This window comes from Streptomyces sp. SP18BB07 (assembly GCF_036322545.1).
Taxonomy (GTDB): domain Bacteria; phylum Actinomycetota; class Actinomycetes; order Streptomycetales; family Streptomycetaceae; genus Streptomyces; species Streptomyces deccanensis.
Genome location: NZ_JAQYWT010000341.1, coordinates 106,463 through 133,440, shown reverse-complemented (window position 1 = coordinate 133,440; position 26,978 = coordinate 106,463). Strand labels below are relative to the sequence as shown.

Sequence of the window (26,978 nt, the reverse complement as noted above, 5' to 3'; positions counted from 1 at the left end):
ATCAGGGCGTCCACGGGGCTTTGTTACCGTGCGGCCCATGCGCGCACCCATCGGAGACTTCGACCACGCCACCCCCGCCCCCGACTGCCTGGACGACCTCGTCCGCCCGGTCGCCGACGCCGTACGCGACTGGTCCGGCAGTGTGCCCGCCGACCAGCTCCTGTACGTCGAGACGGACCCCGCGTGGGCCGACACGGCGGTGTTCGTCCAGCACTACGGGCAGGACCTGCTCGAACAGTCCGCGAACTGCGTGGTCGTCGCGGGCAAGCGGGGCGGCGAGTCGAGCCTGGCCGCCTGTGTCGTGCTCTCCACCACCCGCGTCGACGTCAACGGTGTGGTCCGCCGCCAACTGGGCGCCCGCAAGGCCTCGTTCGCGTCGATGGACACCGCCACCGGGGAGACCGGGATGGAGTACGGCGGCATCACCCCCGTCGGGCTGCCCGCCGCGTGGCCGGTCCTGGTCGACTCGGCCGTGGTCGACCTGCCGTACGTCCTGGTCGGCAGCGGACGGCGGCGCGGCAAGCTGCTGGTGCCGGGGAAGGCGTTCGCGGAGCTGCCGAACGCGGTGGTGTTGGAGGGGCTGGGCGTCACGGTCTGAACACTGGCCCGATGCCGATGCCGATGCCGATGCCGATGCCGATGCCGATGCCGATGCCGATGCCGATGCCGACGCCTTGCGGCCGCTGCCTCGCTGTCGCTGCCGGTACGCCGACGTCGGGCCCGGGCGGTGGCCCGGAACCCGACGCGGTGTTGGCTGAGGGCGGGCCTCAGGCGGCGGTGCCCGCCTTGGTGGTGAGCTGGTTCAGGACCTCGGTGAGGCCGGTGACGACCTCGGCGTCGTCGGCCGGGTGGGTCTCGGCGAAGCGGACGACCGAGCCGGGGATGGAGAGCTTGGCCTCCTCCAGGACCGTGGCACCGGCGATGCCGACGGCCTTGCGGGTCTCGTCCTGCGCCCACACGCCGCCGAACTGGCCGAAGGCGGTGCCGACCACGGCGACGGGCTTGCCGGTGAAGGAGCCGGCGCCGTACGGGCGGGACAGCCAGTCGATGGCGTTCTTCAGGACGGCGGGGATGGTGCCGTTGTACTCGGGGGAGAAGAGCAGGAAGCCGTCGGCCTGGCCGGCGGCTTCGCGCAGCCGCGCCGCGGTGGCCGGGAGGGCGGCCTCGTTGTCGATGTCCTCGTTGTAGAACGGGACCTCGGCCAGACCCTCGTACAGCTCGATCTCGACGCCCTCGGGGGCGTGCTTCACGGCGGCCTCGGCGAGCTGGCGGTTGTGCGAACCGGCGCGAAGGCTGCCGACGAGCGCGAGGATGCGTACGGACATGAGCTGACTCCTAGCAAGGATGTGCACGTAGGGAACACGTGAGGCAAAGTCGGCGGACCGGGGCCTGCGGAAAAGCTAAACGGACCGGGGTCCGTTGAAATTTGTAGCAGCTATCCGGACCGGGGTCCACTTGTGTGTGGTGAGCGTTACGCTCTTTTCATGAAAGAGTCGCTGCCGCCCTTTCCGGCGCCTCAGGACCCCGACCCCCTCGACGGACTGCTGAACCTCGACCTCACCGCCTCCGACCGGCCCCGACTGCGCGCGGACGCGGCTCGTAACCGCACGCGGCTGCTGGAGGTGGCAGCCCGGCTCGCGGACGAGTGCGGGGCCGCCAATCTGACCATGGAGGCCGTGGCGACCGCCGCCGAGGTGGGCAAGGGCACCGTCTTCCGGCGGTTCGGCGACCGGTTCGGACTCCTGGTCGCGCTCCTCGACCACCACGAGCGGGAGCTGCAGGCGGCGTTCCTGTCCGGCCCGCCGCCGCTCGGCCCCGACGCGCCCCCCGCCGACCGGCTCCGGGCCTTCGGCGCCGCCGTCATCCGCCACGAGTACGCCCATCGCGACCTCTACCTCGCCGCTCGCGTGGACGCCTCCCGCAGACACGCCAACCCGGCCACGCAGCTCCGCCTCGGCCATCTGTGCATGCTGTTGCGCCGCGCCGGGACGCAGGGCGACATCGAGCTGCTGGCGCAGACCCTGCTGGGCTATCTCGACATCAACCTCGTCGACCACCTGGTGGAGCGCCGCGGGATGTCCCTCGACCGGCTGGAGCGCGGGTGGGGGGACCTCGTCGCGCGGCTGGTCGTGGCGGCGTAGGACAGTCAAAGCGACCGCTTGGTAACTTGGGGGCGGGTGTCGGGGAGGGGCCTCGTACGCCGGGCGGAGCGGGAGGGGCCACATGACCGACACGAACGCGGTGAACGGCGAGAGCGGCGCGAGCGATGCGGGCGGCGTAGGCGGCGCGGGTGGTGAACGCGGCGCGGGGGAACGCGGTGCGGGGGAACGCGGTGCGCGGGAGCCGCACGGTGGGCGCGGACGGGCGGACTTCGCCGGGACCGGCTTCTTCTCCTCCGTGGACGACGTCTCGGCACAGCTTGCCGAAGCGGGCTACCTGGCCTCCACCGCCGTCGCCACCACGGTCTTCCTGGCCGACCGGCTCGGCAAGCCACTGCTGGTGGAGGGCCCGGCGGGCGTCGGCAAGACCGAACTGGCCAAGGCCGTCGCCCAGGTCGGCGCCGCCCGCCTGGTCCGGCTCCAGTGCTACGAGGGCATCGACGAGTCCCGCGCCCTCTACGAGTGGAACCACGCCAAGCAACTGCTGCGCATCACCGCCGGGCGCGACGAGGCCTGGGACGAGACCCGCTCCGACATCTTCAGCGACGAGTTCCTGCTCACCCGCCCCCTGCTGACCGCGATCCGGGGCGACGAGCCGACCGTGCTCCTCATCGACGAGACCGACAAGGCCGACGTCGAGGTCGAGGGGCTGCTGCTGGAAGTGCTGAGCGACTTCCAGGTCACCGTTCCCGAGCTGGGCACGATCACCGCGACCCGACGCCCCTTCACCGTGCTGACCTCGAACGCCACGCGTGAACTCTCCGAGGCGCTCCGCCGCCGCTGCCTCTTCCTCCATCTCGACTTCCCCGACGCCGAGTTGGAGCGGCGGATCGTCACACTCAGGGTCCCCGGCCTGGACGACACCCTCGCCGACTCCCTGGTCCGGGTGGTCGGCGCGCTGCGGGAGATGGAGTTGCGCAAGGCTCCCTCCGTCGCCGAGACCATCGACTGGGCGCGCACCCTGCTGGCCCTCGGCGCCGACAGCCTCGACGAGGGCGTCGTCCGGGACAGTCTCGGCGTGATCCTCAAGCACCAGGACGACATCGAGAAGGCCGCGCGGAAGCTGACGCTGGTATGAGCGCCGGGGCCCGCGGCGCGAGCGGTACGACCCCGGCATCCACCCTGCCCGACCGGCTGACCGCGTTCGTACGGGCGTTGCGCGGCCACGGGATACGGATCGGGCCCGGCGAGACGGTGGACGCGGCGGCCGTGCTGGCGGTGCTGGGCCTCGTCGACCGGGAGCGGATCCGGGAGGGGCTGGCGGCGGCGCTGCTGCGTGCCGACCGGCAGCGGGCCGTCTTCGACGCGGCCTTCGAGCTGTACTTCCCGCTCGGCGTGGGGGAGTTGGCGGGGGCGCGGGGCGCGTCGGCCGGGGACCGGGACGAGTTGCGCGAGCGGCTAGCCGCGGCGCTGGCCGCGAACGACACGGCCGCGCTCACCCGGCTCGCCGCCGAGGCCGTGGAACTGTTCGGCCGCTACGGCTCCCCCGGCTCGGACGGCTGGTCCGCCCACCAGACGCTGGACCGCCTCCGACCGCAGACGCTGCTGGCACGGATCCTGGCGGATGCGCGGGCGGGAGGGGTCGGTGGGGCCGGTGGCGGAGTCGGCGGTGGCCTCCGTATGGGGTTCGGTGGGGGTCTCGCCCTCGGCTCGGGGGCGGCCGGAGCGGGAGGGGGCTCCGGGGCCGGGCTCGGGGCGGGCGGGTTCACCGAGCGGTTGGACGCCGATGAGATCCGGCGCCGGATCGAGGACTTCCGCGACCGGGTGCGTACGGAGGCGCGGCGGCGGGTCGCCGAGCGCCGGGGCGCGGAGATGATCGCCGAGCGGGGCATCGCGCCGAGCGCCGACCAGGTCGACTTCCTCGTCGCCAACCGTGAGCAACTCGTCGAACTGCGCCGTACCGTCCAGCCGTTGGCCCGTAAGCTCGCGACCCGGCTGGCCGCCAGGCGACGCCGGGCCGCGCGCGGTCAGATCGACATCCGGCGCACGCTACGGCGCTCGCTGTCCACCGGGGGCGTGCCGTTGCGCCCCGCCTATCGACGGCACCGGCCGGCCCGCCCGGAGATCGTGCTGCTCTGCGACGTGTCCGGGTCGGTCGCCGGGTTCGCGAACTTCACGATGCTCCTGGTGCAGGCGATGCGGGACCAGTTCAGCAAGGTGCGGGTCTACGCGTTCGTCAACCGCGTCGACGAGGTCACCCGCCTCGTCACCACCGGGCAGGCCGATCCGGCCGAACTCGGCCGCCGGATCGCCACCGAGGCCGCGATCACCGGGTGGCACGGCAGCAGCGACTACGGGGCCGCGCTCGGTGAGTTCGCCGAGCGCCATCTCGACGCCGTGGGGCCCCGTACGTCGGTGATCGTGCTCGGGGACGCCCGCACCAACGGGTTCGACCCCAACGCGGAGGCCCTGCGGCGCATCGTGGCCCGGGCCCGCCGCGTCCACTGGCTGAACCCCGAGACGCCGAGCACCTGGGGGATCGGTGACTCCGCCGCCCCGGTCTACGCCGAGATCGTCGACATGCACACCTGCCGGAACGCGCGACGGCTCGGGGAACTGGTGACGCGGTTGCTGCCGGTGTGAGGGGTCACCCCCGGCCGGTGTCGATCACGCAGAAGCGGTTGCCCTCCGGGTCGGCGAGGACGACGAAGTCGGCGTCCTCCGGGTAGTCGTCCCAGTCGACGCGCCGCGCACCGAGGCCCACCAGCCGCTCGACCTCGGCCGCCTGGTCCTCCGCGTTCCCCGCGTAGAGGTCCAGGTGCACCCGCGGCCGGTCCTGCACCGGAGTCTCGCTGAGGCCCAGGGAGAGCTGCGCGCCCACACCCCGTGGATGCACCAGGACGACCCAGTCGTCCTCCGGCTCCTCGCGGGGGACGTACCCGAGAGCCTCCCCCCAGAACGCGGCCGCCCGCCGCACGTCGGACGCGCCCAGCACCACGGATCCGATTCTCAGCATGGTCCGATTCTCGCCCCTGCGGATCCCTCGCCCTGCGGCGATGCTGGAAAGAGGCCTCGACCTCAGGAGGTGCGCCCATGTTCCGCACCGTCACCGTGGGCATCGACGGTTCGCGCGAGAGCCTCGCCGCCGCCGAGTGGGCGGCCCGGGAGGCACGGCTGCGCGCACTGCCGCTGCGCCTGCTCAACGTCTGGGAGATGGTCCCCGAGCCGATGGGGCGGGCCCCGGCGCTGGGGGAGGAGGCGGAGGCGGGAGCGGAGACAGTGGCGGAGCCGGGCGTCGGGCAGGTGCTGCGGGAGGCGGCCGACGGGATCCGGCTGCGCCATCCCGGCGTCGACGTCGGGGTCGAGCAGTTGACGGGGCGGGCGTCGGAGGAGCTGGTGAAGGCGGCTCCGGAGGCCGAGCTGATGGTCCTCGGCTCCCGGGGGCTGAGCGGGCTCGCCGGCTTCCTGCTCGGTTCCGTGGGACTGCACGTGGTCGCGCACGCCGAGCGGCCGGTCGTCCTCGTACGGGCGGGGGAGCGGGCGGAGGACGAGCACGCCCCGGGTCCGGCCGGGGCCCCGGTCACGGCGACGCCGTTCCGGCCCGTCGTGCTCGGCGTGGACCTCGCGCACCCGGACCACACCCTGATCCGGTTCGCCTTCGAGGCGGCCGCCGTGCGCGGGACAGCGCTGCGCATCCTCCACGACTGGAGTCCGCCGCCCCGCTCGGGCCTGCGGGAGAGGCCCGGCCTGGCCGCCGATCTCGACGCCGACCTGGGCCGTGCGGACGCCGCCGGGCTGAGCGACGCACTGCGGCCCTGGCGGCTGGAGTATCCGTCCGTCGAGGTGGTGGAGGAGTCACGGCGCGGAAAGGCCGCCGACCATCTGCTGGAGGCATCCCTGGAGGCCTCCCTGGTCGTCGTCGGGCGGCACGTCCGCCGCTCGCCGCTGGGGGCGCACATCGGTCCGGTCGCCCACGCGGTGCTGCATCACGCCGGGGTACCGGTAGCGGTCGTTCCACACGATTGAGGCTCCGGGTGAGGCTCCGGAGCCGTTAAGACCCGTCGATATCGATCACAAGGTGACCAAAGGCAGTCCTAGAATGCCCTCTTGCGGTCGCACGCCACCGACGTCCTGTCGCGGTCCGGTCCGTGCGGTTGGAAACGGGGGGTTCGGTGGGGGAAAGAGCGGTGCCTGCGGGCTTATTACGGTTCCTCGTGCTGCGGGCGTGGGCGTACCGCGTGCTCCTCGGTGCCGTGCTGCTGACCGTGCTGCTGACCACAGCCGTACTGGCAGCGCTCACCGCCTACTCGGGCGCGATGGGCGACGCGGCGCTGCGGCGGTCGCTCGCCGAGCAGCGCACCGCCGCCGAGGCCGCTCTGGTGCTCAAGGCCGACGTGCCCGCCGAGGAGCGGCAGGCGGCCGACGAGGCCGTGCGGGCGGGGGCCCGTACCGTCTTCGACGGGCTGCCCGTGCGGGTACGGACCCTGCTGCGGTCCGGTCCCTACGCCCTGCCGGGGGCGCTGCGGCCACCCTCCGAGCGGGGCGAAAACCCGAACCTCACCTACTTCGCGGCCCTGGACCGCACTCAGGTGCGGACCGTCGCCGGGCGGCTCCCCCGTGAGGCGGTGACCGCCGGGCCCCTCGAGGTCGCCCTGCCGCAGAGCGCCGCCAAGCGACTGGGGGTGGCGCCCGGCACCCGGCTGACCGTCACCGACCAGCTGGACGGCCCGGCGGTACCCGTGCTGATCACCGGCCTGTACCGGCCGGTGGACGTCCGGGCGCCCTACTGGCGGCTGGACGACCTGGGCGGCCGCGGCGTGAAGGCGTCGAGCTTCACGACGTACGGCCCCCTGCTGACCGCCGCGGGCGTGCCCGCGTCGGGCCGGGTGAGTGTCGGCGCCTCGGGCTGGCTGGTCTCCGCCGACTACTCCTCGCTGACGACGGACCGGATCGGCCCACTGCGCGAGGCGGCCCGCTCGGGGAGCGCCGAGCTGCGCGAGCGCCCCGCGCTCAGCAGCGCGACCGTGGCGGACACCGCCCTGCCCGAGGTCCTGGACCGCGTCGAACGCTCCCTGCTCGTCACGCGTGCCGGCCTGCTGATCGTCGCCGGTCAGCTCGGACTGCTCGCGGCCTGCGCCCTGTTGCTCGTCGCACGCCTGCTCGACTCCGACCGTATGGCCGAGACCCGGTTGCTGCGTGCGCGCGGTGCCACCCGCGCCCGGCTCGCGGGCCTGGCCGCGCTGGAGGCCCTGCTGATCTCCGTCCCGGCCGTGGTGCTGGCGCCGCTGCTGGCGGGGCCGTTGACACGGCTGCTGGTCGCGCGGGGCGCGCTCGGCCGGACCGGGGCGCGTGTCGACCTGCCGGCCGGGGGCCGACCCGAGGTGTGGGCGGTCGCCGCGGGCGTGGCCGCCCTGTGTGCGCTGGCGGTGGCCGTCCCGGCATGGCGGGCGTCCCTCGCGGACGCCGTCCCGACGCGGGCGAGGGCGCTGCCCGCCTCGCTGCGCGCCGGGGCCGACGTCGGGTTGCTCGCCGTCGCCGGTGTCGCCTTCTGGCTGCTCGGCAGCCAGGACTCCGGCGCCGTCACCGCCGACCGCGAGGGGGTCCTCGGCGTCGACCCGCTGCTGGTCGTGGCGCCCGCCCTCGTCCTGCTCGCCGGAACGGTCCTGGTGCTGCGGCTGCTGCCCCTGCTGGCGCGTGTCGGCGAGCGACTGCTGACCCGTGGGCACGGGCTGACCGCCGCCATGGTCGGCTGGCAGTTCAGCCGCCGCCCCATGCGAGGGGCCGGGCCGGTGCTGCTCCTGGTCATCTCCGTGGCGCTGGGCGTGGTGGCGATCGGGCAAGACGCGTCCTGGCGTCGTTCCCAGGCCGACCAGGCCGACTTCCGCGCGGGCGCCGAGGTGCGTGTCCTGGGCTCCGGGGGCGGCGTGGTGGGCCGTACGGACGTCTACGCGGACCTCCCGCACGTGGACGCGGTCGCCCCGGCGGTCCGCGGCACGATGTCGCTCTCCGGCAGCCGCAAGGCGACCGTCGTGGCCCTGAACACGAGGGAGGCCGCCGGGTCGGTGCTGGCGCGGCCCGATCTGACGGACGGTCCGCTGCTCGCCGGGCTCGCGCCACGCGGAGCGCCCGCGGGCGTCGACATACCCGAGCGCACCACCCGGCTCACCCTGACCGCCGCCCTGCACAGCAGCACGCCGGGGACGGAGGCGGACGTCGCGCTCACGGTGCGGGACCGGCACGGAACCTCCTACGAGTTGCCGTCCGGCCACCTCCCCGCCGACGGCCGCCCGCACCGGCTGACCCCGGACCTGGCCGGCGCCCGGGGCCCACTGGCGCTGACCGGGCTCCGACTGAGCACGACGCAGCCGACCGAACGCCCGCACCGGCACCGCCTGGTCCTCGGCGCGCTCACGGCGACCACGGGCGACGGCGACGTCCGGGGGCTGACCCTGCCGACGAAGTGGACGAGCGCGATCGAGGCCGACCCGGGCGCCGCCCCGCCCGAGGACGACGCCCGGCCGGCCCTCCCCGAACTCACCTCGACGGCACCCGTCACCCTCACGTACAGCACCGGGTACCAGCTGTCCGACCTCCTGTCGCCCGCCCTGCCGCTGGAGGTCCGGCTCAACGTCGTCCAGCCCGCCGCGCCCGAGATCGTCGCGGTCGCCACCGACCGGTACCTCGACGCGTCCGGAGCGCGCGAGGGGCAGCGCGTGGAGGTGACGTTCGACGGCCGCTCCGTCCCCGTACGCATCGTCCGCACCGCGAGCGCCCTGCCCACCACGGAAGCCACCGCACAGGACGGCGGTGCCCTGCTGGTCGACCTCAGGGCCGTCAACGAGGTCCTCCAGGCCCGCAACGGAACCAGCCTGAAGCCCACCGAGTGGTGGCTGAGCACGGCCGCGCCCGGTGCCACCGCGGCGGCCGTGCGCGCGCTGCCCGACGTCGACCCGGAGCAGGTGACGGTGCGCGACGAACTGGCGGCGAAGCTGCGGGGCGACCCGTTCGGGGCGGGCCCGGAAGCCGCGCTGGTCGCGGCGGCGGCGGTGACGGTGCTCTTCGCCTCGCTCGGCTTCGCGGTGAGCGCGGCAGGGGCGACGCGCGCCCGGGACGGCGAGTTCGCCGTGCTGCGCGCCCTGGGGACACCACGCCGCCGGCTGGCCCGGCTGGTCGCCGTTGAGCACGGCGTACTGGTGACCCTGGCGCTGCTGGTCGGCACGGCACTGGGCACGGTGCTGACGCACGCGCTGGTTCCCCTCGTCGTCCTGACCCAGGAGGCCACCCGGCCGATCCCGCCGGTGCTGGTCGAGCTGCCGCTCGGGCGGCTGACCGCCCTGCTGGCCGCCCTCGCGGCGGGCCCCGCCCTCGTGACCCTGGCCCTCGCCCTGCGACGGGCGAGACCCGTGACGGCTCTCCGGGACGAGGTGACGCAGTGACCCCCGAGCCGACGCCCCGTCGCGACCGAAGGACGAAGACACCCGAGTCGACGCCCCCTCGCGACGGAAGGACGAAGGCGACGCCCCGTCGGGACGGCGGGACGAAAACGTTGCCCCCTGGGAACACGGGCACGAACGCGTCACACCCGCGCGTACGGGCCGGGTTGCGGACCCGGCTGAGGGCCTTCGCCGGTACGTCCGTGGCCCTTGCACTGCTGGTCGCCGTGACCGCGGCGCTGGCCGCCGCGTATCCCCGCGCCGTCGACCGGTACGCGGACGCGGGCCTGCGCCGGGCCGTCGAGCAGGCGCTGCCCGACCAGACGACCGTGCAGACGCGGGTCCCGCTGCCCTGGATGGACTCCGTCGAGGAGACGGAGGCCGCCCTGCGTGTCGGTCCGCTCGCCAAGGCGCGGGCCGAGATCCTCGCCACCGCCGAGGCGCCGCTGGTTCCCGACCCCGCGCAGTCGTCGTACGGCGTACGCACGACCGTCCCCATGGAGGCGTCCGACCCCTGGCTCCCGCAGCCCGGCGGCCGCCCCGCCCAACTGGTGCTCGCCGCCCAGCAGGAGCTGGCCTCCCACGCCCGGCTCAGCGCGGGCCGGCTGCCGCGCACCACGGGCGCGCCGGTGACCGCGGCGACCGCGCGGGTCGAGGCCGCCGTCACCGTGGAGACCGCCCGCACGCTCGACATCCGGGTGGGCTCGGTGATCCACCTACCGGGCTCGGCACGCGCCCCGCTCGCCGTCCGGATCACCGGGATCGTCGTCCCCCGCGTGCCCGAGGGCGCCTACTGGTCGGCACTGCCGGTGCTGCGCACCCCCGCGCTGAGCCGCCGCCCCGACCTCCCGCCGACCGACGTCCACTGGCTCGGCGGCCTGCTGCTCGCCCCCGACGCCGGCCCGGTCCTCCTGGGCACCCCGGGCCGCCCGCAGCGGTACTGGAACGTGGCCCCGGACATCGACACCCTGCGCGGCCACGACCTCGACCGGCTGGTGTCCGCCGTGGCCGCCCTGGAGTCGGGGCCGGGAGTGCAGCGACTGCGGACCGTCGTCGACGCCGGCCTGGAGGCCGAGACCAATCTCGACGAAGTCTTCGCGGACCACGCCCGACTGCGGTCGGGAATCGCCCCGTTGCTGCTCCTGGCGGCCGTCGGGACCGGCAGCCTCGCCGTGATCGTCCTGGCCATGGCCGGCGGTGTGGCAGCCGACCGGCGCCGCGCGGAGCTGGCCCTGCTGCGGGCCCGCGGCGCCTCCCTGCCCGGCCTGGCCGCCCGGCTGCTGGCGGAGACGGCGGCGGTGGCCGTACCCGCCGGCGCCCTCGGACTGACCGCCGCACTGCTCGTCCTGCCCGGTGCCCGTACCGCGCCCGCCCTGGCCGCCGCCCTCACCGTCACCCTGCTCGCCTGCGTCGCGCTCCCCCTGCGCGCCCTGGTGGCACACCGCACGGTACGGATGCACGACGGGCGGGAGGACCTCGCCGACACCCCGCCCTCGCGGCGCCGCACGGTGGCCGAACTGACCGTCCTGGTGATCGCGGTGGGGGCGGTCGCCGCGCTGCGCCGACAGGGATCCGGCAGCACCGCTCTGGTGGCCGCCGCCCCGCTGCTGACGGGCGTGGTCGCGGCTCTGCTGCTGGCCCGCCTCCACCCCTGGCCGCTGCGTGCGCTGAGTAGGGCGACCACACGCATGCGGGGCCTGGTGGTCCCGCTGTCACTGGCCCAGGTGGCCCGCGCCCCCGGCTTCGCCGTACTGCCCCTGCTCGCCCTGCTCAGCGCCCTGACCACGGCCGCGTTCGGCGGCTCGGTCCTGGCGGGCGTCACAGCGGCCCGCGACCAGGCCGCCCTCGCCCACGTGGGCGCGGACGGCCGCATCGAGACCACCGCCGGTGAACTCCCCCGCACCCTGCCCGACCGCGTGCGCCGGCTGCCCGGCGTACGGGACGTGGCGGAAGCGAACGTCACCTACGACGCGAAGCCGCAACAAGGCAGTCAGCTGCTGCCGCTGGCCGGTGTGGACCCCGACGCCTACGCGGACCTTTCCCGCCGCACGGGGCTCGGTCCGTTCGACGCGGCGAGCCTCCGGCAGGCGGACGCCGGTACGACGGGCGGCGGTACGACCGACGCCGGTACGACGGGCGGCGCCGACCGGCCCCTGCCCGCGCTGGCCTCGCCCCGTGTGGCCGACGAGTACGGCCCCGGCCCCTACTCCGTCCTGCTCCCGGACGGCACCTCCGTCACCGTCCGCGTCGTCCTGGTCCGGGACCGCACCCCGGCCGTGTCCGGCGACGACTTCCTGGTCGTGGACCGTGCCGGCCTTCCCCGCGGGGCGGTGCGGGCGACGACCCTGCTGCTGACCGGCGACGCCCTGAACGGCCGGGAGCTGCGCTCGACGGCGCGGGGCACAGCGGCAACGGTCCGGCTGCGCTCCGAGGAACGCACGCGCCACGTCGACTCACCACTGCAGTCCGGCGCGGAACGCCTGTACGGAGTCGCGGTCGCCGCCGGCGCCGGGTACGCGGTCCTCGCGCTCGTCCTGACCGTGCTGCGCACCGCGCCCGCACGCGGCGCCCTGCTCGCCCGGCTGCGCACGATGGGCATGACCCGGTCCCAGGGCCGCCGACTACTGATCCTCACCGCCCTGCCGCAGGCGTTCCTGGCCGCCGCCGGCGGCGTGCTGACCGGCTGGGTCGCCATCCACCTGCTGTCGCCCGGCGTCGACATCACGACCATCGCCCTGGCCTCCCCGTCCGGCGTCGAGGGGGCCGTGCTGCGCACCGATCCGCTCTCCCTGGCGGTGCCGGCTCTCGCCGTGCTGCTCCTGGCCGTCGGTGTGCCCGCCGGCCAGGCCTGGTGGACCGGCCGACGTGGCTCGGTGCGCGAACTGAGGCTGGGTGACACGTAGACAGTGACCAGAACGTCGAGAACAAGCGCCCTCCGGCACCGGCCCGTGCCCCTCCGACCGCCCAGGAGCAGCCGATGACCAGCAGCCCGACCTTCCACGAACTCGCCGACCGCGCCCTCGCCGCGCGCGACGCCGCCGCCTACGGCCAGGACGCCCTGATCAGCTGCGACCGGCTGGTGCGGATCTTCACCGCCGACGGTGTGGAGGTCCAGGCCCTGCAGGGCCTGGACCTCCTTGTCCGCGAGGGAGAGCTGCTGGCCCTGGTCGGCGCCTCCGGCAGCGGCAAGTCCACCCTCATGAACATCCTGGCCGGACTGGACAGACCCACCGCCGGCGCCACCCGTGTCGCCGACCACGACCTGGTCACGATGTCCTCCAAGGAACGACTCGCCTACCGTCGCGGGACCGTCGGCTTCGTCCGGCAGCAGACCTCCCAGAACCTCCTGCCCTATCTCACCGCCGCACAGAACGTCGCACTGCCCCTGCAGTTGGCTCGCGCCCGGGGCGGGCGCCGAACCCGGGCCGAGCGCGTCATGGAACTCCTCGGCCTGCTGGGCGTCGCCGAGTGTCGCGACCGCCGACCGCACGAGATGTCCGGGGGCCAGCAGCAGCGCGTCGCCCTCGCCGTCGCCCTCGCCAACGATCCCGCGGTACTGCTCGCCGACGAGCCCACCGGCGAACTCGACTCCCACACCGCCGAACAGGTCTTCGCCGCGTTCCGCACCGCCAACGAGGAGTTGGGGACCACCATCGTGATCGTCACCCACGACCAGTCCGTCGCCGGTGAGGTCCGCCGTACGGTCGCCATCCGGGACGGCCGCACGGCGACGGAGGTCCTGCGCCACAGCGAGGTCGACTCCGCCACCGGCCAGGAGAGCCTGGTCGCCCGCGAATACGCCATGCTCGACCGGGCCGGCCGTCTCCAACTCCCCGCCGAGTACACCCGGGCCCTGGGGATGCGCGACCGCGTCGCCCTGGAACTGGAGCCCGACCACATCGCCGTCCGTCCGGACGACGCCCGGAACGACCGCCACGGCCGGGGCCCGGCCGAGTGACAGTCGGGGCTCCGGGACGAACCCGGCGCCGACCCTAGGACTCGGACTCGGTGATCCGGCCGTCCTTCAGCTCCAGCACACGATTGGCGAGGTCGAGCAGGGTCGTGTCATGGGTGGCCACGAGAGCCGTGATCCGCTCGCTGCGGACGACCGCGCGCAGCAGTTCCATCACGGAGTGCCCGGTCTCCGCGTCCAGTTGGCCGGTCGGCTCGTCGGCGATGAGGATCGAGGGACTGTTGGCCAGGGCACGGGCGATCGCGACCCGCTGGCGCTGCCCGCCCGACAACTCGCCCGGGCGCTGCGCGGCATGGTCCGCGAGCCCCACGAGGGACAGCAGCAGTTCGACGCGCTCCCGCCGCTCGCGCGGGTCCGCCTTGCGCAACCGCAGGGGTACGCCCACGTTCTCGGCGGCCGTGAGGATGGGGATGAGCCCGAACGACTGGAAGACGAAGCCGATCCGCTCCCGGCGCAGGGCGAGAAGGGCGTCCTCGCCCTGGTCGCGAAGGTCCAGCCCGTCGATGGTGACGTGTCCGCCGTCCGGTTCGTCCAGACCGCCGACGATGTTGAGCAGGGTGGTCTTGCCCGAGCCCGAGCGCCCCTTGAGGGCGACGAGTTCCCCCTGAGGGACCTCGAAGGAGACACCGCGCAGGGCGTGGACGGCGCCGGCGCCCCGACCGTACGACTTGTGCACATCCGCCACCCGCAGCATGGCAGCGGTCACCGCCTGGCCCATCACGCCCCCCGTGTGCTCCCCGATTCCGCAGCGTACGAGTGTCTCACCCGACGGAACGCCCGGCCAGGCCCGATCACCGTCCCAGGTGTGGGATCTCGATCGCCGGGCAGCGGTCCATGACCATGTCCAGGCCGGCCTCGCGGGTGCGGTGGTAGGCCTCCTCGTCGATGACACCCAGCTGGAACCAGACCGCCTTGGCGCCGACGCGGGCCGCCTCGTCGGCGACGGGCCCGGCCAGGTCGCTGTTGACGAAGACGTCGACGACGTCCACCGGGAAGGGGATGTCGGCGAGGGAGGCGTATCCCTGCTCGCCGTGGACCGGCTCGGCCTTGGGGTGCACCGGGACGACACGCTTGCCGTAGCGCTGGAGGACCTCCGCGACGCCGTACGCCGCCCGGTCGCGGTTGGTCGACAGGCCGACGACCGCCCAGGTGTCGCCGAGTTCCGTCAGGATCTTGCGGATCGTGGCCGGGTCGCCGTACATGTTCCGTCTCCTCTGTCCGTCAGTTGTCTGTCAGCCAGTCAGCCAGTCAGCCAGTCAGCCAGTCAGCCAGTCAGCCAGCCAGTCAGCCAGTCAGTCGGTCCGTCTGTCCGTCTGTCCGTCTGTCCCGTGTGCCCGTCCGTGCCCGCCTGTTCGGTGCGCGAGCGCCCGGTGGCGGGCCTGCCTGCGCCAACAGCGTGCGGTGTCCGGCGATTCCCGGCGCCGCCCCCTCAGGGCACGCGCACCGCGGCGCGCCGACCGGAAGCGTGTCCTCCGCACTGCGTTCGACCGCTTCCGCGCCTACGCTCACCCCGTGCTGCGTATCACCGACGCCCGGACCGGCCAGCCCGCCGAGATCCACAGGGCGCTCACCCGGGTCCATGCCCACGTGCCGGGGGAGGACACCACGGCCCTGCGGGTCCTGCTGGTCGCCGACGTCCTCGCCCGTGCCCTGGAACTGGGCGGGAGCCCCGTCCTCCTCGTCGCCGACCCGCCCGCCGCGCTGCGGCGGCGCGCCGACGACCTCGGCGTCCGGCCGAGCGAGACCACCGCGACGAGGGGCGGCGGGCGGGAGCTGCGCGTGACCGGCTCGGGGGAGGGGGAGCCGGGGGACGGCGATCACGGGCCGGGCGCCGACGACGGTGATGTCCGTGCCGGCACGGACATCACGGTCGAGGTCGCCCCGGTGAGGGGGGCCGAGGCGTCAGTCGCGTCGGGCACCACCCTCCGGTTCGCCCTGCTCACCCACCCTCGGCGCGTCCCCGTGACCCTCGACGCCACCGCGCTCACGGAGGCCGCCGACACGCTCGACCACTGGCGCACGGCGGTCGCCGCGTGGGCGACGCGACCGTCACGGCCGGTTCCCGAGCCCGTACGGCAGGCCCTGCGCGCGGCCTGGGAGGACGACCTCGACGTACCCGCGGTGCTCGACGTACTGCGGGACGTGGAGGGTGCGCGGGACGTGCCGGACGGGGCGCGGTTCGAGACGTACGCCTACGCCGACCGGCTCCTCGGGCTGGAGCTCACCCGGCAGATCGGAGCATCGGCATGATGGCGCGCGCCGGAGCGGGCCCGCTGCGCAGACTGATCGTCCTGCGGCACGCCAAGTCCGCCTGGCCGGTGGGCGTCCCCGACCACGAGCGGCCGCTGGCGCCCCGGGGACGCCGTGACGCCCCCGCCGTCGGGCGCGCCCTCGCCGAGGCGGACTGTCTGCCCGACCTGGCCGTCTGCTCCACGGCCGTACGGGCCCGTCAGACGTGGGAACTGACCGCCGCGGAGTGGGGCACGCCGCCCCCCGTACGGCACGACGAGCGGGTGTACGCGGCCGAGGTGCCCGAGTTGCTGGAGGTGGTGCGCGAGACCCCCGACCATGTGCGGACGCTGCTCCTCGTCGGCCACAACCCGGGGTTGGAGGAACTCGTCCTCGACCTGGCCGGAGACGCCCTGGACGACGCGCTGGACGACGTGCGCACCAAGTTCCCCACCTCGGCGATCGCCTTCCTCTCCTGGCACGGAGAGACCTGGGCCGCGCTCGCGCCGGGCACGGCCCTGCTGACGGACCTGATCGTGGCCAGGGGCCGGAAGGACACGAGGGGAGTGAGGGGAGTGAAGGGCGCGAAGGGTGAGAAGGGCGCCTGATCGGCTCCCGTAGGGCGTCCCGCGTCCCCGCCGGCGCCCCGGCCGAACGCCCCGTGCCGGCGTGCGCCGGCGTGCGCATAGGCTGGCCGGATGCAGGACGAGTACCGCACCGTCGCCCGCGCCGGAGTGCACGAGACCGAGGTCAACCGCTCCCGTTTCCTGTGCGCGCTCGCCCCTGCGGCCACCGAGCAGGAGGCGCAGGACTTCGTCGCGGCCGTCCGCAAGGAGCACGCCGACGCCACGCACAACTGCTTCGCCTACGTCATCGGCGCCGACGCGGCCGTCCAGCGGGCGAGCGACGACGGGGAGCCCGGCGGCACCGCCGGCGTCCCGATGCTCCAGATGCTGCTGCGCCGGGACATGCGGTACGTCGTCGCCGTCGTCACCCGGTACTACGGCGGGGTCAAGCTGGGCGCGGGCGGCCTCATCAGGGCGTACGGCGGCGCCGTGGGCGAGGCGCTGGACGCGCTCGGCACCCTCACGCGCCGGCGCTTCCGGCTGGCCACGGTGACCGTCGACCACCAACGCGCCGGCAAGGTGCAGAACGACCTGCGGTCCACCGGGCGCGAGGTCCGTGACGTCCACTACGGCGAGGCCGTCACGATCGAGATCGGACTCCCCGACGCCGACGTGGACGCCTTCCGCGACTGGCTCGCCGACACCACCGCGGGCACGGCCGGATTCGAACTCGGCGGAGAGGCGTACGGGGACACCTGAGCGAAAACGCCCCCCACGTCCCCTGAGGGCGGCGGTGTCCGATTCTCGCCGGTCCGCGTTAAATATGTGGACTGAGGGCCTCCGTCGACGGGACACTTCCGACTTCCTAACTCCGGGAGTGTGATGGGGACTACAGAAACGCACGGGTCGACGCCGGGCAGGAGCGCGGTCGTTCTGGCGCTGCACCGCTACGGTCGGGAACTGCTGCGCCTTCGACGACTGGCCCTGCCGGCGCTGCTGCTGCCGGCCGTGGGCAACATCGGCATCCGCTATGTCGCCCCCCTGCTGATCGCCAAACTGGCAGGACAGGCCGCCGACGAAGGCGGTCTCACCCTCGGCTCGGCACTGCCGTACGTGCTGGCCTTCGGTGCGACACTGCTGCTCGCCGAGGCCGTGTGGCGGGTCGGGCAGCACTGCCTGAACCGGGTGGACGCCCTCGGCATGGAACACCTGTACGTGAGCGGCATGGACGAACTCCTCGCCAAGGACGCCGCGTTCTTCCACGACAACTTCGCCGGCTCCCTGACCAAACGGGTGCTGAGCTTCGGCAAGCGCTTCGAGGACTTCGTCGACACGCTGACCTTCCGGATCGTGGGGAGTGTCGTCCCCCTGCTGTTCGGGGCCGTGGTGCTGTGGACCTACGAACCGATGCTCGTCGTCGGCCTCCTGGTGATGATCGCCGTGACCGTGGTGGCCGCGACACCGCTGATCCGCCGTCGGCAGCGGCTCGTCAACGACCGTGAGGCTGCCGTCGCCCGGGTCTCCGGCCACGTCGCCGACAGCCTCGTGAACATGGAGACCATCCGGGCGTTCGCGGCCGAGCGGCGGGAAGCCGAGGAGCACCGCGACCGGGTCGCGGACTCCCGGCGCCTGACGCTGCGGTCGTGGGACTACGGCAATCTGCGCGTCGACACCCTGATCGCCCCCATGTCCGTACTGACCAATGTGCTCGGGCTGTTGGTCGCCATCACCTTCGGGGGCTCCGGCCGGGGAGTGGAGGAGGTCGTCGTCGCCTTCACCTACTACTCCAACGCGACCCAGATCATGTTCGAGTTCAACCAGATCTACCGGCGCCTGGAAACCTCGATGACCGAGGCCGCGCAGTTCACCGAACTGCTGCTGGATCCGCCCACGGTGCTCGACCCCCCGGAGCCCGAACCGCTCGCACCGCGCGACACCGGCGTCCGCTTCGAGACGGTGACCTTCGCCCACGCGGGCGCGAAACCGATCTTCCAGGGACTCGATCTGGACGTACCGGCGGGTGCGCGGATCGGGCTGGTCGGCAGGTCCGGCGGCGGCAAGACCACGCTCACCCGGCTGCTGCTGCGGATGTCGGACATCGACGACGGCCGCATCCTCATCGGTGGACAGGACATCAGCCGCATGCGCCAGACCGACCTGCGCTCACTGATCGCCTACGTCCCGCAGGAACCCGCCATGTTCCACCGCAGCCTGCGGGACAACATCGCCTTCGCCCGGCCCGGCGCCACCGACGAGGAGATCCACGCCGCGGCCGCCGCCGCGCACGTCACCGAGTTCGTCGGCCAGCTTCCCGACGGCTTCGCCACGCTGGTGGGGGAGCGCGGAGTGAAACTCTCGGGCGGGCAGCGCCAGCGCGTCGCCCTCGCCAGGGCCATCCTGCGCGACGCCCCGGTCCTGCTCCTCGACGAGGCGACCAGCGCGCTGGACTCGGAGAGCGAGGTCCTCGTCCAGGACGCCCTGTGGCGGTTGATGGACGGGCGGACCGCCCTCGTGGTCGCCCACCGTCTCAGCACCGTCGCCGGCATGGACCGTCTCGTCGTCCTCGACCGTGGGAACGTCGTCGAGCAGGGCACCCACGAGGAACTGCTCACGGCGAACGGCGCCTACGCCAAACTGTGGCAGCACCAGTCGGGCGGCTTCCTGGGCGAGAGCGCCGAGTCGGACCTCGCGGGACCGGTCGGCGGAGCCGGTCTCGACGGCCTGCCCGCACCGGCCGCGCCCGCCGGTCATGAGGCGGCGGAGCGAGGTGTGTGACGGACCACGTGCCGACAGGCGTTAGCGTGGTCGGTGCTGAGAGCGGGCCGTAGTGGTCCGGTGCCGGGGCCACGGGTGACAGAGGGGGACGCATGCAGGTCGGAGCAGTTTCTTGAGAATTCTGCACACATCCGACTGGCATCTCGGCCGGTCGTTCCACCGGGTGAACATGCTCGGCGCGCAGGCCGAGTTCATCGGTCGGCTGGTCGCGACGGTGCGGGAACGCGACGTGGACGCGGTGGTCGTGGCGGGCGACGTGTACGACCGGGCGGTGCCGCCGCTGGCCGCGGTCGAGCTCTTCGACGACGCCCTGCACCGCCTGGCCGAGCTGGACGTGCCCACGGTGATGATCTCCGGGAACCACGACTCGGCGCGACGGCTCGGCGTCGCGGCGGGCCTCATCGGCCGGGCCGGCATCCATCTGCGGACGTCGGCCTCGGCCGCCGGCACCCCCGTGACCCTCCCGGACGCCCACGGCGGCGTCGCCTTCTACGGCCTGCCCTATCTCGAACCCGCCCTCGTGAAGGACGAGTTCGGGGTCGAGAAGGCGGGCCACGAAGCGGTGCTCGCCGCCGCCATGGACCGGGTCCGGGCCGACCTGGCCGGGCGGCCGGCGGGCACCCGTTCCGTGGTCCTGGCCCACGCCTTCGTCACCGGCGGCGAACCCAGCGACAGCGAGCGGGACATCTCCGTCGGCGGGGTCTCCGCCGTGCCCGCCGGTGTCTTCGACGGCGTCGACTACGTGGCGCTGGGCCATCTGCACGGCAGCCAGACCCTCACCGACCGGGTGCGCTACTCCGGTTCCCCGCTGCCGTACTCCTTCTCCGAGGCCGACCACCGCAAGAGCATGTGGCTGGTGGACCTCGGGGCCGACGGGTCGGTCGAGGCCGAGCGGATCGACTGCCCCGTGCCACGCCCCCTCGCCCGGATCAGGGGGCGGCTGGACGACCTGCTCGCCGACCCGGACCTGGCCCGCCACGAGGAGGCATGGGTCGAGGCCACCCTCACCGACCCCGTCCGGCCCGCCGAGCCCATGGCCCGGCTGTGCGCACGCTTCCCGCACACCCTCAGCCTCGTCTTCGACCCCGAACGGGCCCCCGGCGACCCGGACGTCTCCTACGCCCGGCGCCTCGCCGGCCGGGACGACCAGCAGATCGCCGAGGACTTCGTGGCCCATGTCCGCGGCATCGGCCCCGACGAACACGAACGGACCGTGCTCAGGGACGCGTTCGACGCCGTACGGGCCGACGAGACGGTCCGGGAGGTCGCCCGATGAGGCTCCACCGGCTCGACCTCGCCGCCTTCGGCCCCTTCGGCGGCACCGAGTCCGTCGACTTCGACGACCTCTCGGCCGCCGGGCTCTTCCTGCTGCACGGCCCGACCGGCGCCGGCAAGACCTCGGTCCTGGACGCCGTCTGCTACGCGCTGTACGGCTCGGTGCCGGGGGCCCGCCAGAGCGGCCAGGGCATGAACCTGCGCAGCGACCACGCCGCACCCACGACCCGCACCGAGGTCCGTCTCGAACTCACCGTGGCCGGTCGCCGGTTGGAGGTCACCCGGCAGCCGCCCTGGGAGCGGCCCAAGAAACGCGGCGCGGGCACCACTGTCGAGAAGGCGCAGAGCTGGCTGCGCGAGTACGACGCGGCCGCCGGCTCCTGGAAGGACCTCAGCCGCTCCCACCAGGAGATAGGCGAGGAGATCACCCAGCTCCTGGGCATGAGCCGGGAACAGTTCTGCCAGGTCGTGCTGTTGCCGCAGGGCGACTTCGCCCGGTTCCTGCGGGCCGACGCCGAGGCGCGCGGGCGGCTCCTCGGCCGCCTCTTCGACACCCACCACTTCGCCGCCGTCGAGAAGCGACTCGCCGACCGCCGCCGGGAGACCGAGGCCAGGGTGCGTGAGGGCGACGCGGCACTGCTCGCCGACGCCCACCGGATGCAGCAGGCGGCGGGCGACGCCCCGGACCTGCCCGACCTGGCCCCCGGGGACCCCGGTCTTGCCGACGCGGTCCTCGCCTGGGCCGCCGTCGCCCGCAGCACCGCCCGGGAACGGCTCACCATCGCCCACTGCGCGCGGGCGGCGGCCCAGTCGGCCCGGGCCGCCGCCGACCGCGTGCTGGACGACGTACGCGAAGTGGCGCGGCTGCAACGGCGGTTCGCGGAGGCCCGGGAACGTGCCGCCCGGCTGGAGGAGCGGGCGGACACCCACCGGGAGGACCGGGCGCGGATGGAACGCGCCCGCAAGGCGGAGGCCGTGGCCCCGGCACTGGAGCTGCGGGACGCCGCCGAGGCCGAGCACCGGCGGGCCAGGGCGGAGGACGAGGAAGCCCGAGCGCGCCTGTCGGAGGAGTACGCCGACGCGGGTGCCGCCGGACTCGCCGCCGCCGCCCGCAGGGCCTCGCAGGAGCTGGGCGCGCTGGAGTCGGCCCGGCGAGCCGAGCGGCGGCTCGCCGTACTCCTCACCGAGCAGGCCGAGTTGGACGACGAGGAACGGGCGGACGAGGGCGTTCTCCAGGACGCCGAGGGCTGGCTCGCCGAGTGGGAGACCACCCGGGCCGGGCTGCAGAGCCGTATCGAGTCCGCGCAGGAGGCCGCCGCCCGCGCCGAGCAGCTCGCCGTCCGGCGGGAACCCGCCGAGCAGCGGCTCGCCGCCGCCCGCCAGCGCGACCAGCTCGGCCGCGACACCGACGCCGCCCAGGCGAGGGTCCTGCGGCTGGCGGAGCGGGCGGCACAGGCGCGCACCCACTGGCTGGACCTCAAGGAACAGCGGCTGTCGGGGATCGCGGCGGAGCTCGCCGCCGGACTCGTCGACGGGCGGCCCTGCGCCGTCTGCGGAGGCACGGAACACCCCGCACCCGCCCGGAAGGTCGCGGGCCATGTGGACCGGGAGGCGGAGGAGGAGGCACTCGCCGCGTTCCAGCGGGCCGATGAGGAGCGGGCCGGGGCGGAGCGGCAACTGGCCCTCGCGCAGCGGGCGTTGGCCGCCGCGAGCGCCGAGGCGGGCGACACGCCCACCGACCGGCTCGCGGAGACGGTGGCGGAGCTGGAGCGGGAGCACACCGAGGCCCGGCGGCGCGCCGTCGACCTCCACCCCGCGCAGGAGGCCCTGCTCCACGCCGAACAGGAGCGCGACCGGCGGGCCGCCGCACGACAGGAGGCCGCGGTCAGGGCCGCGTCCCGCGACACCCGACGCGACACCCTGGGGCGGGAACGGGCCACGCTGGAGGCCGAGTTGACGCAGGCCCGGGGCGACGCCGAGAGCGTCGCCGAGCTGGCCGGGCGGCTGGAGGCGCGGGCCGCGAGGCTCGGCGGCGCCGCCGAGGCGGCCCGGGTGGCCGACGACACCGCGCAACGCCTGAAGGACGCCGACGCGCGCCTCGCCGACGCGGCGTTCCGGGCCGGGTTCGACACCCCGCGCGACGCGGCGGCCGCCGTGCTCGACGACGCCGCCCACCGGGACCTGCAACACCGCCTCGACGCTTGGCAGTCGGAGGAGGCGGCCGTGAGAGCCGTGCTCGCCGAGGCCGAGACGACCGCCGCGGGCGGGCAGCCGCCCGCCGACCTCCAGGCCGCCGAACGGGACGCCGAGGCCGCCGCCCGGCGCTTGCAGGACGCCGTCTCCGCGTGGGACGCCGCCGAGCGGCGCCGCACCGAGCTCGACCGGCTCTCCGCCCGCGCCACCGCCTCCGTACGAAGGCTGGCACCGCTGCGCGAGGAGTACGACCGTGTCGCCCGGATGGCGGGGCTCGCGGCCGGCACCTCCGCCGACAACGAGCGCAGGATGCGCCTGGAGGCGTACGTCCTCGCCGCCAGGCTGGAACAGGTCGCCGCCGCCGCGACCGTACGGCTCCAGCGGATGTCCTCCGGCCGCTACACCCTCGTCCACTCCGACGACCGGGCCGGACGCGGTCGCAGCGGCCTCGGGCTGCATGTCGTCGACGCCTGGACGGGGCGGGAGCGGGACACGGCCACGCTCTCCGGCGGCGAGACGTTCTTCGCCTCCCTCGCGCTCGCCCTCGGTCTGGCCGACGTCGTCACCGACGAGGCGGGTGGCGTACGGCTCGACACCCTCTTCATCGACGAGGGGTTCGGCAGCCTCGACGACCAGACCCTCGACGAGGTCCTCGACGTCCTCGACGCGCTGCGCGAACGCGACCGCAGCGTCGGCATCGTCAGCCACGTCGCCGACCTGCGCCGCCGCGTCCACGCCCAGCTGGAGGTCGTGAAGGAGCGGACGGGATCGGTCGTACGGCAGCGGGGTCGGTGAGCTGGTGAGTCGGTGGGCTGGGTGGTTCGTGCGGTGGCGAGGTCAGTGGCCCAGCGGGCGGCGGGGGAGTGGTGAGGAGTAGACGACGCTCGTCGTCACCGACCCGAGCGCGCCGATCTTGCCCGACACCTCCTCCAGATGACGCATCGAACGGGCCGCGACCTTGATCACGAAGCAGTCGTCGCCCGTGACGTGGTGCGCCTCCAGGATCTCGGGCGTGACGGCCACCAGATCGTGGAACGGCTTGTAGTTCCCGTTGGGGTAGCGCAGGCGCACGAACGCCAGGATCGGCAGCCCCAGCCGCTCGGGGTCCACGACGGCCGCGTAGCCCCGGATCACGCCCGCCTCCTCCAGCCGCCGCACCCGCTCGGTCACCGCGCTCGCCGACATCGACACGGCTCGGGCGAGCTCGGCGAAGCTGGCCCGGCCCTCGCGCTGGAGGACCTCCAGGATGCGCCAGTCGGTGGCATCGGGCAGATACGGGGAATTCGCGGTCATGCTCGATGGATAGCAGGGGAATCCCCGGCCGTTCAAGGTCCTGGCCGTGGATCGCCTCTTCAGGCGGATGATCGTCCGACGTAGATTTCCGGTGAGGGAAGCAAGGGCTTCCCCGAGGGAAAGGCCAGCTCATGACCGTCGCCACCGCATCCGCTGTCAACCCCGGCCTGCGCCTCAACCCCGTCCTGCGGGTCGCCCCCGCCGCCCCGGCCGAGGCCGCCGCGTACTTCCGGGCCAGCCTGGTCTTCCACGCCGACGTCTCCGACGTGGCCGCTGCCCTCGCCGCCGACGGCGACCCCGGCTTCGTCGTCCTCGACTCCCGCTCCACCGCGTCCTGGGACCAGGGGCACGTCCCGGGCGCGGTCCACCTGCCCACCGCCCTCATCCCCGACCAGGCCGAGCAACTGCTCGACAAGTCCGTGCCGGTCGTCACTTACTGCTGGGGCCCCGGCTGCAACGGGGCGACCCGCGCGGCCCTCGCCCTCGCCGAACTCGGCTTCCAGGTCAAGGAGATGCTCGGCGGCTTCGAGTACTGGGCGCGCGAGGGCTTCGCCTACGAGACCTGGGAGGGCGAGGCGCGCCGCGCCGCCGACCCGCTGACCGCGCCCGTGGACGCCGAGGACTGCGGCTGCTGACCCGGTTGCCGTCCCGTGGCCGACCCAGTTGCTGACAGTCTGTCAAGAAGCGCTCGGGGGCGGCGAGTTCACCTCGGGCTCCGCCGTGTAACTTCTGGGCATGGCTGGATACGCGGACGCGGCGGTGGTGCCCGATGTGGTGCGGTGGGTGGAGTCGAGCGGTGGGCCGCTCATAGCGATACCCGAGGCGGTACTGCCGTTCTGGGCGGGCGCCGACGGCGACGAGACGTCCTCGGACTACGACCGCGCCTGTGACGTCGACGGACCCGTGGGCCTGCTGCCGGTCGGCGACACCCGCGCCCTGGTCCTCGGCGACGAACCCGCCCCCACCGCGTATCTGCCCGGGCACGGCGTCTTCGTCCGCTGCTACGCGGCCGACTCCGAGACCGAACTCCTCGCGGGACTTCCGGCGGCGCTCGACACCGCGGCCTGGGAGCCGGAGCTGCGCTGGCGTGTGCCGGGACCGGTCGTCCTCCTCGACGCCGTCTGGCCCGGCAGGTCGTTGCGGGAGACCGACCACGTACGGGTGGAGCTGGCCCCCGGCCCGTACGGGATCAGCGCAGCCCAGGTCTCGACGGGCCCGGAGACCTGGCTGGGCCTGATCAGGGTGAGACCGCTGACCGACAGGTGAGGTGAGGCCGGCCGGGAGCGCGATTGCCCGGCGCCGGAACCGACAGCGGGGCGGCCGGGCCCCCGCTGCAGGTGGCGGTGGGGGCCCGGCCGGTCGGGATCAGAGGCGGGACAGCTCGTCCACCAGGTCGTCCAGGCCCAGCGACCCCTGGGACAGCGCCGCCATGTGCCAGGCCTTGGCGTCGAAGGCCTCGCCGTGGCGCTCCTTGGCCTTCTCCCGGCCGAGCAGCCAGGCACGTTCGCCGAGCTTGTAGCCGATGGCCTGACCCGGCATCGTCAGATAACGCGTCAGCTCGCTCTCCACGAAGTCCGCCGGACGACTGCTGTGGGCGCCGAAGAACTCCTGGGCCAGATCCACGGTCCAGCGCTCGCCCGGGTGGAACGGCGAGTCCGCCGGGATCTCCAGCTCCAGGTGCATACCGATGTCGACGATGACCCGGGCCGCGCGCATCATCTGCGCGTCCAGGTAGCCGAGCCGCTCCTCCGCGTCCTTGAGGAAGCCCAGCTCGTCCATGAGCCGCTCCGCGTACAGCGCCCAGCCCTCGGCGTTGGCGCTGACCCCGCCGATCGTGGCCTGGTAGCGCGACAGGTCGTCCTTGACGTACACCCACTGCGCGAGCTGGAGGTGATGGCCGGGAACGCCCTCGTGGTACCAGGTGGAGACCAGGTCGTACACCGGGAAGCGGGTCGCCCCCATCGTCGGCAGCCAGGTGCGGCCGGGGCGGGAGAAGTCCTCGGTCGGGGCCGAGTAGTACGGGGCCGCCGCACCCCCGGGCGGGGCGATGCACGACTCGACCTTGCGGACCGGCTCGGCGAGGTCGAAGTGGGTGCCGTCCAGCGCCTCGATCGCCTCGTCCATCAGCGACTGCAGCCAGTCGCGGACCTCGTCGACGCCCTCGATGTGCCGGCCGTGCTCGTCTAGGTGCGCGAGCGCCACCCAGGGTGTCTCGGCGCCGGGCAGGATCTTCGCGGCCTCCTGCCTCATCTCGCCGAGCAGCCGGTGGAACTCGGCCCAGCCGTACGCGTACGCCTCGTCGAGGTCCAGGTCCGACCCCGTGAAGTAGCGGACCAGCATGCCGTAGCGCTCCCGGCCGACCGTGTCCGGTGCCCCCTCGACCGCGGGGGCGTACACGTCGCGCATCCAGTCGCGCAGTTCCACCACGGCCCGGGTCGCGCCACGAGCCGCCTCGTCCAGCTCGGCGCGCAGCGACTCGGGGCCCGCGGACGCGAAGTCCTCGAACCAGCCGCGCCCCGAACCGTCCGTGTCCGCCCACTCGGTGAGCTGGCCGATGAAGGTCGCGGTCGGGCGCGGGGCCGCGTACAGCTTCCGCTCCAGCCCGAGCGCCAGGGACTCGCGGTACCCGGCGTAGGCCGTCGGCACCGCGCGCAGCCGTTCGGCGATCGCCGCCCAGTCCTCCTCGCTCTCCGCCGGGGTGATCGTGAAGACCTCACGCACCTCGTGCGGGGGCGTGACCATGTTGCCGACGGCGCGCAGCCCCTCCTCGGCCTCGTGCACGGCCAGCTCCGCCGTCAGCCGCTCGCGCAGCAGGCGCGCGCACCGGCGCTCGACGTCGCTGTCCGCGCCCGGCTGCCGCTCCGCCTCGTCGAGCCGCGCGAGCGTCGTCCGGATCAGCTCCGCACGGGCCTCCTGCCCGGCCGGCGAGGTGTCCGGCAACTTGCCGGAACTCTCCTTCACGCCCAGATACGTACCGGTCACGGGGTCGAGGGCGATGAGATCGTCGACATACGCGTCGGCGACCTCACGGGGCAGGGGGCTCTTGGTGTCAGACATGCCGACAATCTTGGTACGGCCACGGGGCCGGCGTCAGCTGCTTACCAGGCGCTTGGGCCTTACGTCGGCCGGATTCCGCTCAGGG

22 protein-coding genes are annotated in these 26,978 nt (G+C 74.0%); 16 read left to right on the top strand and 6 right to left on the bottom strand.

All coding sequences use genetic code 11. The features are described 5' to 3' along the window. The first annotated feature begins 37 nt into the window (after positions 1–37). Positions 38–598, top strand: coding sequence for a YbaK/EbsC family protein (locus PUR53_RS30845; protein WP_329896799.1), 561 nt, complete (start codon positions 38–40; stop codon positions 596–598). Between the two features lie 169 nt (positions 599–767). Here PUR53_RS30845 and PUR53_RS30840 read toward each other — a convergent pair whose 3' ends face one another. After that, entirely contained in the window at positions 768–1,325 is a 558-nt protein-coding gene (locus PUR53_RS30840; protein ID WP_329896800.1) for an NAD(P)H-dependent oxidoreductase, read from the bottom strand. Between the two features lie 159 nt (positions 1,326–1,484). Between PUR53_RS30840 and PUR53_RS30835 the strand changes: the two genes are divergently transcribed. The 3 genes from PUR53_RS30835 to PUR53_RS30825 all read left to right on the top strand — a co-directional run bounded on the left by PUR53_RS30835 (position 1,485) and on the right by PUR53_RS30825 (position 4,742). Continuing rightward, positions 1,485–2,141, top strand: a complete 657-nt coding sequence (locus PUR53_RS30835) for a TetR/AcrR family transcriptional regulator (protein ID WP_329896801.1) — start codon at positions 1,485–1,487, stop codon at positions 2,139–2,141. Positions 2,142–2,223: 82 nt separating this feature from the next. Further along, a complete protein-coding gene (locus PUR53_RS30830; RefSeq protein WP_329910363.1) occupies positions 2,224–3,237 on the top strand; it encodes an AAA family ATPase in 1,014 nt (337 codons plus the stop codon). Beyond that, on the top strand, positions 3,234–4,742 hold the full coding sequence (locus PUR53_RS30825; RefSeq protein WP_329910361.1) for a VWA domain-containing protein: 1,509 nt from the start codon (positions 3,234–3,236) through the stop codon (positions 4,740–4,742). Before PUR53_RS30830 ends, PUR53_RS30825 begins: the two co-directional genes overlap by 4 nt. A 4-nt stretch (positions 4,743–4,746) precedes the next feature. Here the strand turns inward: PUR53_RS30825 and PUR53_RS30820 are convergent, their stop codons facing one another. Then, positions 4,747–5,115: a VOC family protein gene (locus PUR53_RS30820; protein WP_329910359.1), complete on the bottom strand. Its 369-nt coding sequence runs from the start codon at positions 5,113–5,115 to the stop codon at positions 4,747–4,749. A 77-nt stretch (positions 5,116–5,192) separates the two neighbouring features. Here PUR53_RS30820 and PUR53_RS30815 point away from each other — a divergent pair, with 77 nt between their 5' ends. The 4 genes from PUR53_RS30815 to PUR53_RS30800 all read left to right on the top strand — a co-directional run bounded on the left by PUR53_RS30815 (position 5,193) and on the right by PUR53_RS30800 (position 13,490). Then, complete coding sequence (locus tag PUR53_RS30815) at positions 5,193–6,125, top strand: universal stress protein (RefSeq protein WP_329910358.1); 933 nt, start codon at positions 5,193–5,195, stop codon at positions 6,123–6,125. Positions 6,126–6,286: 161 nt separating this feature from the next. Then, complete coding sequence (locus PUR53_RS30810; protein ID WP_329910356.1) at positions 6,287–9,535, top strand: ABC transporter permease; 3,249 nt, start codon at positions 6,287–6,289, stop codon at positions 9,533–9,535. A 200-nt stretch (positions 9,536–9,735) separates the two neighbouring features. Further along, a complete protein-coding gene (locus PUR53_RS30805) occupies positions 9,736–12,435 on the top strand; it encodes an FtsX-like permease family protein (RefSeq protein WP_329910355.1) in 2,700 nt (899 codons plus the stop codon). A gap of 74 nt (positions 12,436–12,509) precedes the next feature. Further along, positions 12,510–13,490, top strand: a complete 981-nt coding sequence (locus PUR53_RS30800) for an ABC transporter ATP-binding protein (protein WP_329896808.1) — start codon at positions 12,510–12,512, stop codon at positions 13,488–13,490. 34 nt (positions 13,491–13,524) lie between these two features. On the opposite strand, the gene PUR53_RS30795 is transcribed toward PUR53_RS30800, so the two are convergent. Further along, on the bottom strand, positions 13,525–14,223 hold the full coding sequence (locus tag PUR53_RS30795; RefSeq protein ID WP_329910354.1) for an ABC transporter ATP-binding protein: 699 nt from the start codon (positions 14,221–14,223) through the stop codon (positions 13,525–13,527). A gap of 73 nt (positions 14,224–14,296) precedes the next feature. After that, complete coding sequence (locus PUR53_RS30790) at positions 14,297–14,707, bottom strand: CoA-binding protein (protein WP_329910353.1); 411 nt, start codon at positions 14,705–14,707, stop codon at positions 14,297–14,299. Between the two features lie 310 nt (positions 14,708–15,017). Between PUR53_RS30790 and PUR53_RS30785 the strand changes: the two genes are divergently transcribed. The 6 genes from PUR53_RS30785 to PUR53_RS30760 all read left to right on the top strand — a co-directional run bounded on the left by PUR53_RS30785 (position 15,018) and on the right by PUR53_RS30760 (position 23,338). Next, complete coding sequence (locus PUR53_RS30785; RefSeq protein ID WP_329910351.1) at positions 15,018–15,755, top strand: hypothetical protein; 738 nt, start codon at positions 15,018–15,020, stop codon at positions 15,753–15,755. Next, entirely contained in the window at positions 15,752–16,342 is a 591-nt protein-coding gene (locus PUR53_RS30780; RefSeq protein WP_329910349.1) for a SixA phosphatase family protein, read from the top strand. The genes PUR53_RS30785 and PUR53_RS30780 overlap by 4 nt, the downstream gene beginning before the upstream one ends. A gap of 90 nt (positions 16,343–16,432) precedes the next feature. Beyond that, the gene (locus PUR53_RS30775; RefSeq protein ID WP_329896813.1) at positions 16,433–17,059 is read left to right on the top strand and encodes a YigZ family protein; all 627 of its coding nucleotides are present in this window, start codon (positions 16,433–16,435) and stop codon (positions 17,057–17,059) included. Between the two features lie 123 nt (positions 17,060–17,182). Further along, positions 17,183–19,075 carry an ABC transporter ATP-binding protein gene (locus PUR53_RS30770; protein WP_329896814.1) on the top strand — a complete coding sequence of 631 codons (1,893 nt, stop codon included), beginning with the start codon at positions 17,183–17,185 and terminating at the stop codon, positions 19,073–19,075. Positions 19,076–19,187: 112 nt separating this feature from the next. Next, positions 19,188–20,351, top strand: coding sequence for an exonuclease SbcCD subunit D (locus tag PUR53_RS30765; RefSeq protein ID WP_329896815.1), 1,164 nt, complete (start codon positions 19,188–19,190; stop codon positions 20,349–20,351). Continuing rightward, positions 20,348–23,338 carry an SMC family ATPase gene (locus PUR53_RS30760; RefSeq protein ID WP_329910348.1) on the top strand — a complete coding sequence of 997 codons (2,991 nt, stop codon included), beginning with the start codon at positions 20,348–20,350 and terminating at the stop codon, positions 23,336–23,338. Before PUR53_RS30765 ends, PUR53_RS30760 begins: the two co-directional genes overlap by 4 nt. Positions 23,339–23,380: 42 nt before the next feature. Here the strand turns inward: PUR53_RS30760 and PUR53_RS30755 are convergent, their stop codons facing one another. Next, on the bottom strand, positions 23,381–23,836 hold the full coding sequence (locus PUR53_RS30755) for an Lrp/AsnC family transcriptional regulator (protein WP_239752256.1): 456 nt from the start codon (positions 23,834–23,836) through the stop codon (positions 23,381–23,383). Positions 23,837–23,967: 131 nt separating this feature from the next. Here PUR53_RS30755 and PUR53_RS30750 point away from each other — a divergent pair, with 131 nt between their 5' ends. Beyond that, on the top strand, positions 23,968–24,471 hold the full coding sequence (locus PUR53_RS30750; protein ID WP_329910345.1) for a rhodanese-like domain-containing protein: 504 nt from the start codon (positions 23,968–23,970) through the stop codon (positions 24,469–24,471). Positions 24,472–24,571: 100 nt separating this feature from the next. Continuing rightward, positions 24,572–25,102 carry an immunity 21 family protein gene (locus PUR53_RS30745; protein WP_329910344.1) on the top strand — a complete coding sequence of 177 codons (531 nt, stop codon included), beginning with the start codon at positions 24,572–24,574 and terminating at the stop codon, positions 25,100–25,102. A gap of 99 nt (positions 25,103–25,201) precedes the next feature. On the opposite strand, the gene PUR53_RS30740 is transcribed toward PUR53_RS30745, so the two are convergent. Continuing rightward, positions 25,202–26,893, bottom strand: coding sequence for a DUF885 domain-containing protein (locus PUR53_RS30740; protein ID WP_329910343.1), 1,692 nt, complete (start codon positions 26,891–26,893; stop codon positions 25,202–25,204). Positions 26,894–26,978 lie beyond the last annotated feature (85 nt).

Bases quoted from the DNA above. Each gene is read 5' to 3' on its own strand.
- PUR53_RS30845 (WP_329896799.1), top strand. From the start codon at position 38: ATGCGCGCACCCATCGGAGACTTCGACCACGCCACCCCCGCCCCCGAC.
- PUR53_RS30840 (WP_329896800.1), bottom strand. From the start codon at position 1,325: ATGTCCGTACGCATCCTCGCGCTCGTCGGCAGCCTTCGCGCCGGTTCG.
- PUR53_RS30835 (WP_329896801.1), top strand. From the start codon at position 1,485: ATGAAAGAGTCGCTGCCGCCCTTTCCGGCGCCTCAGGACCCCGACCCC.
- PUR53_RS30830 (WP_329910363.1), top strand. From the start codon at position 2,224: ATGACCGACACGAACGCGGTGAACGGCGAGAGCGGCGCGAGCGATGCG.
- PUR53_RS30825 (WP_329910361.1), top strand. From the start codon at position 3,234: ATGAGCGCCGGGGCCCGCGGCGCGAGCGGTACGACCCCGGCATCCACC.
- PUR53_RS30820 (WP_329910359.1), bottom strand. From the start codon at position 5,115: ATGCTGAGAATCGGATCCGTGGTGCTGGGCGCGTCCGACGTGCGGCGG.
- PUR53_RS30815 (WP_329910358.1), top strand. From the start codon at position 5,193: ATGTTCCGCACCGTCACCGTGGGCATCGACGGTTCGCGCGAGAGCCTC.
- PUR53_RS30800 (WP_329896808.1), top strand. From the start codon at position 12,510: ATGACCAGCAGCCCGACCTTCCACGAACTCGCCGACCGCGCCCTCGCC.
- PUR53_RS30795 (WP_329910354.1), bottom strand. From the start codon at position 14,223: ATGGGCCAGGCGGTGACCGCTGCCATGCTGCGGGTGGCGGATGTGCAC.
- PUR53_RS30790 (WP_329910353.1), bottom strand. From the start codon at position 14,707: ATGTACGGCGACCCGGCCACGATCCGCAAGATCCTGACGGAACTCGGC.
- PUR53_RS30780 (WP_329910349.1), top strand. From the start codon at position 15,752: ATGATGGCGCGCGCCGGAGCGGGCCCGCTGCGCAGACTGATCGTCCTG.
- PUR53_RS30775 (WP_329896813.1), top strand. From the start codon at position 16,433: ATGCAGGACGAGTACCGCACCGTCGCCCGCGCCGGAGTGCACGAGACC.
- PUR53_RS30770 (WP_329896814.1), top strand. From the start codon at position 17,183: ATGGGGACTACAGAAACGCACGGGTCGACGCCGGGCAGGAGCGCGGTC.
- PUR53_RS30760 (WP_329910348.1), top strand. From the start codon at position 20,348: ATGAGGCTCCACCGGCTCGACCTCGCCGCCTTCGGCCCCTTCGGCGGC.
- PUR53_RS30755 (WP_239752256.1), bottom strand. From the start codon at position 23,836: ATGACCGCGAATTCCCCGTATCTGCCCGATGCCACCGACTGGCGCATC.
- PUR53_RS30750 (WP_329910345.1), top strand. From the start codon at position 23,968: ATGACCGTCGCCACCGCATCCGCTGTCAACCCCGGCCTGCGCCTCAAC.
- PUR53_RS30745 (WP_329910344.1), top strand. From the start codon at position 24,572: ATGGCTGGATACGCGGACGCGGCGGTGGTGCCCGATGTGGTGCGGTGG.
- PUR53_RS30740 (WP_329910343.1), bottom strand. From the start codon at position 26,893: ATGTCTGACACCAAGAGCCCCCTGCCCCGTGAGGTCGCCGACGCGTAT.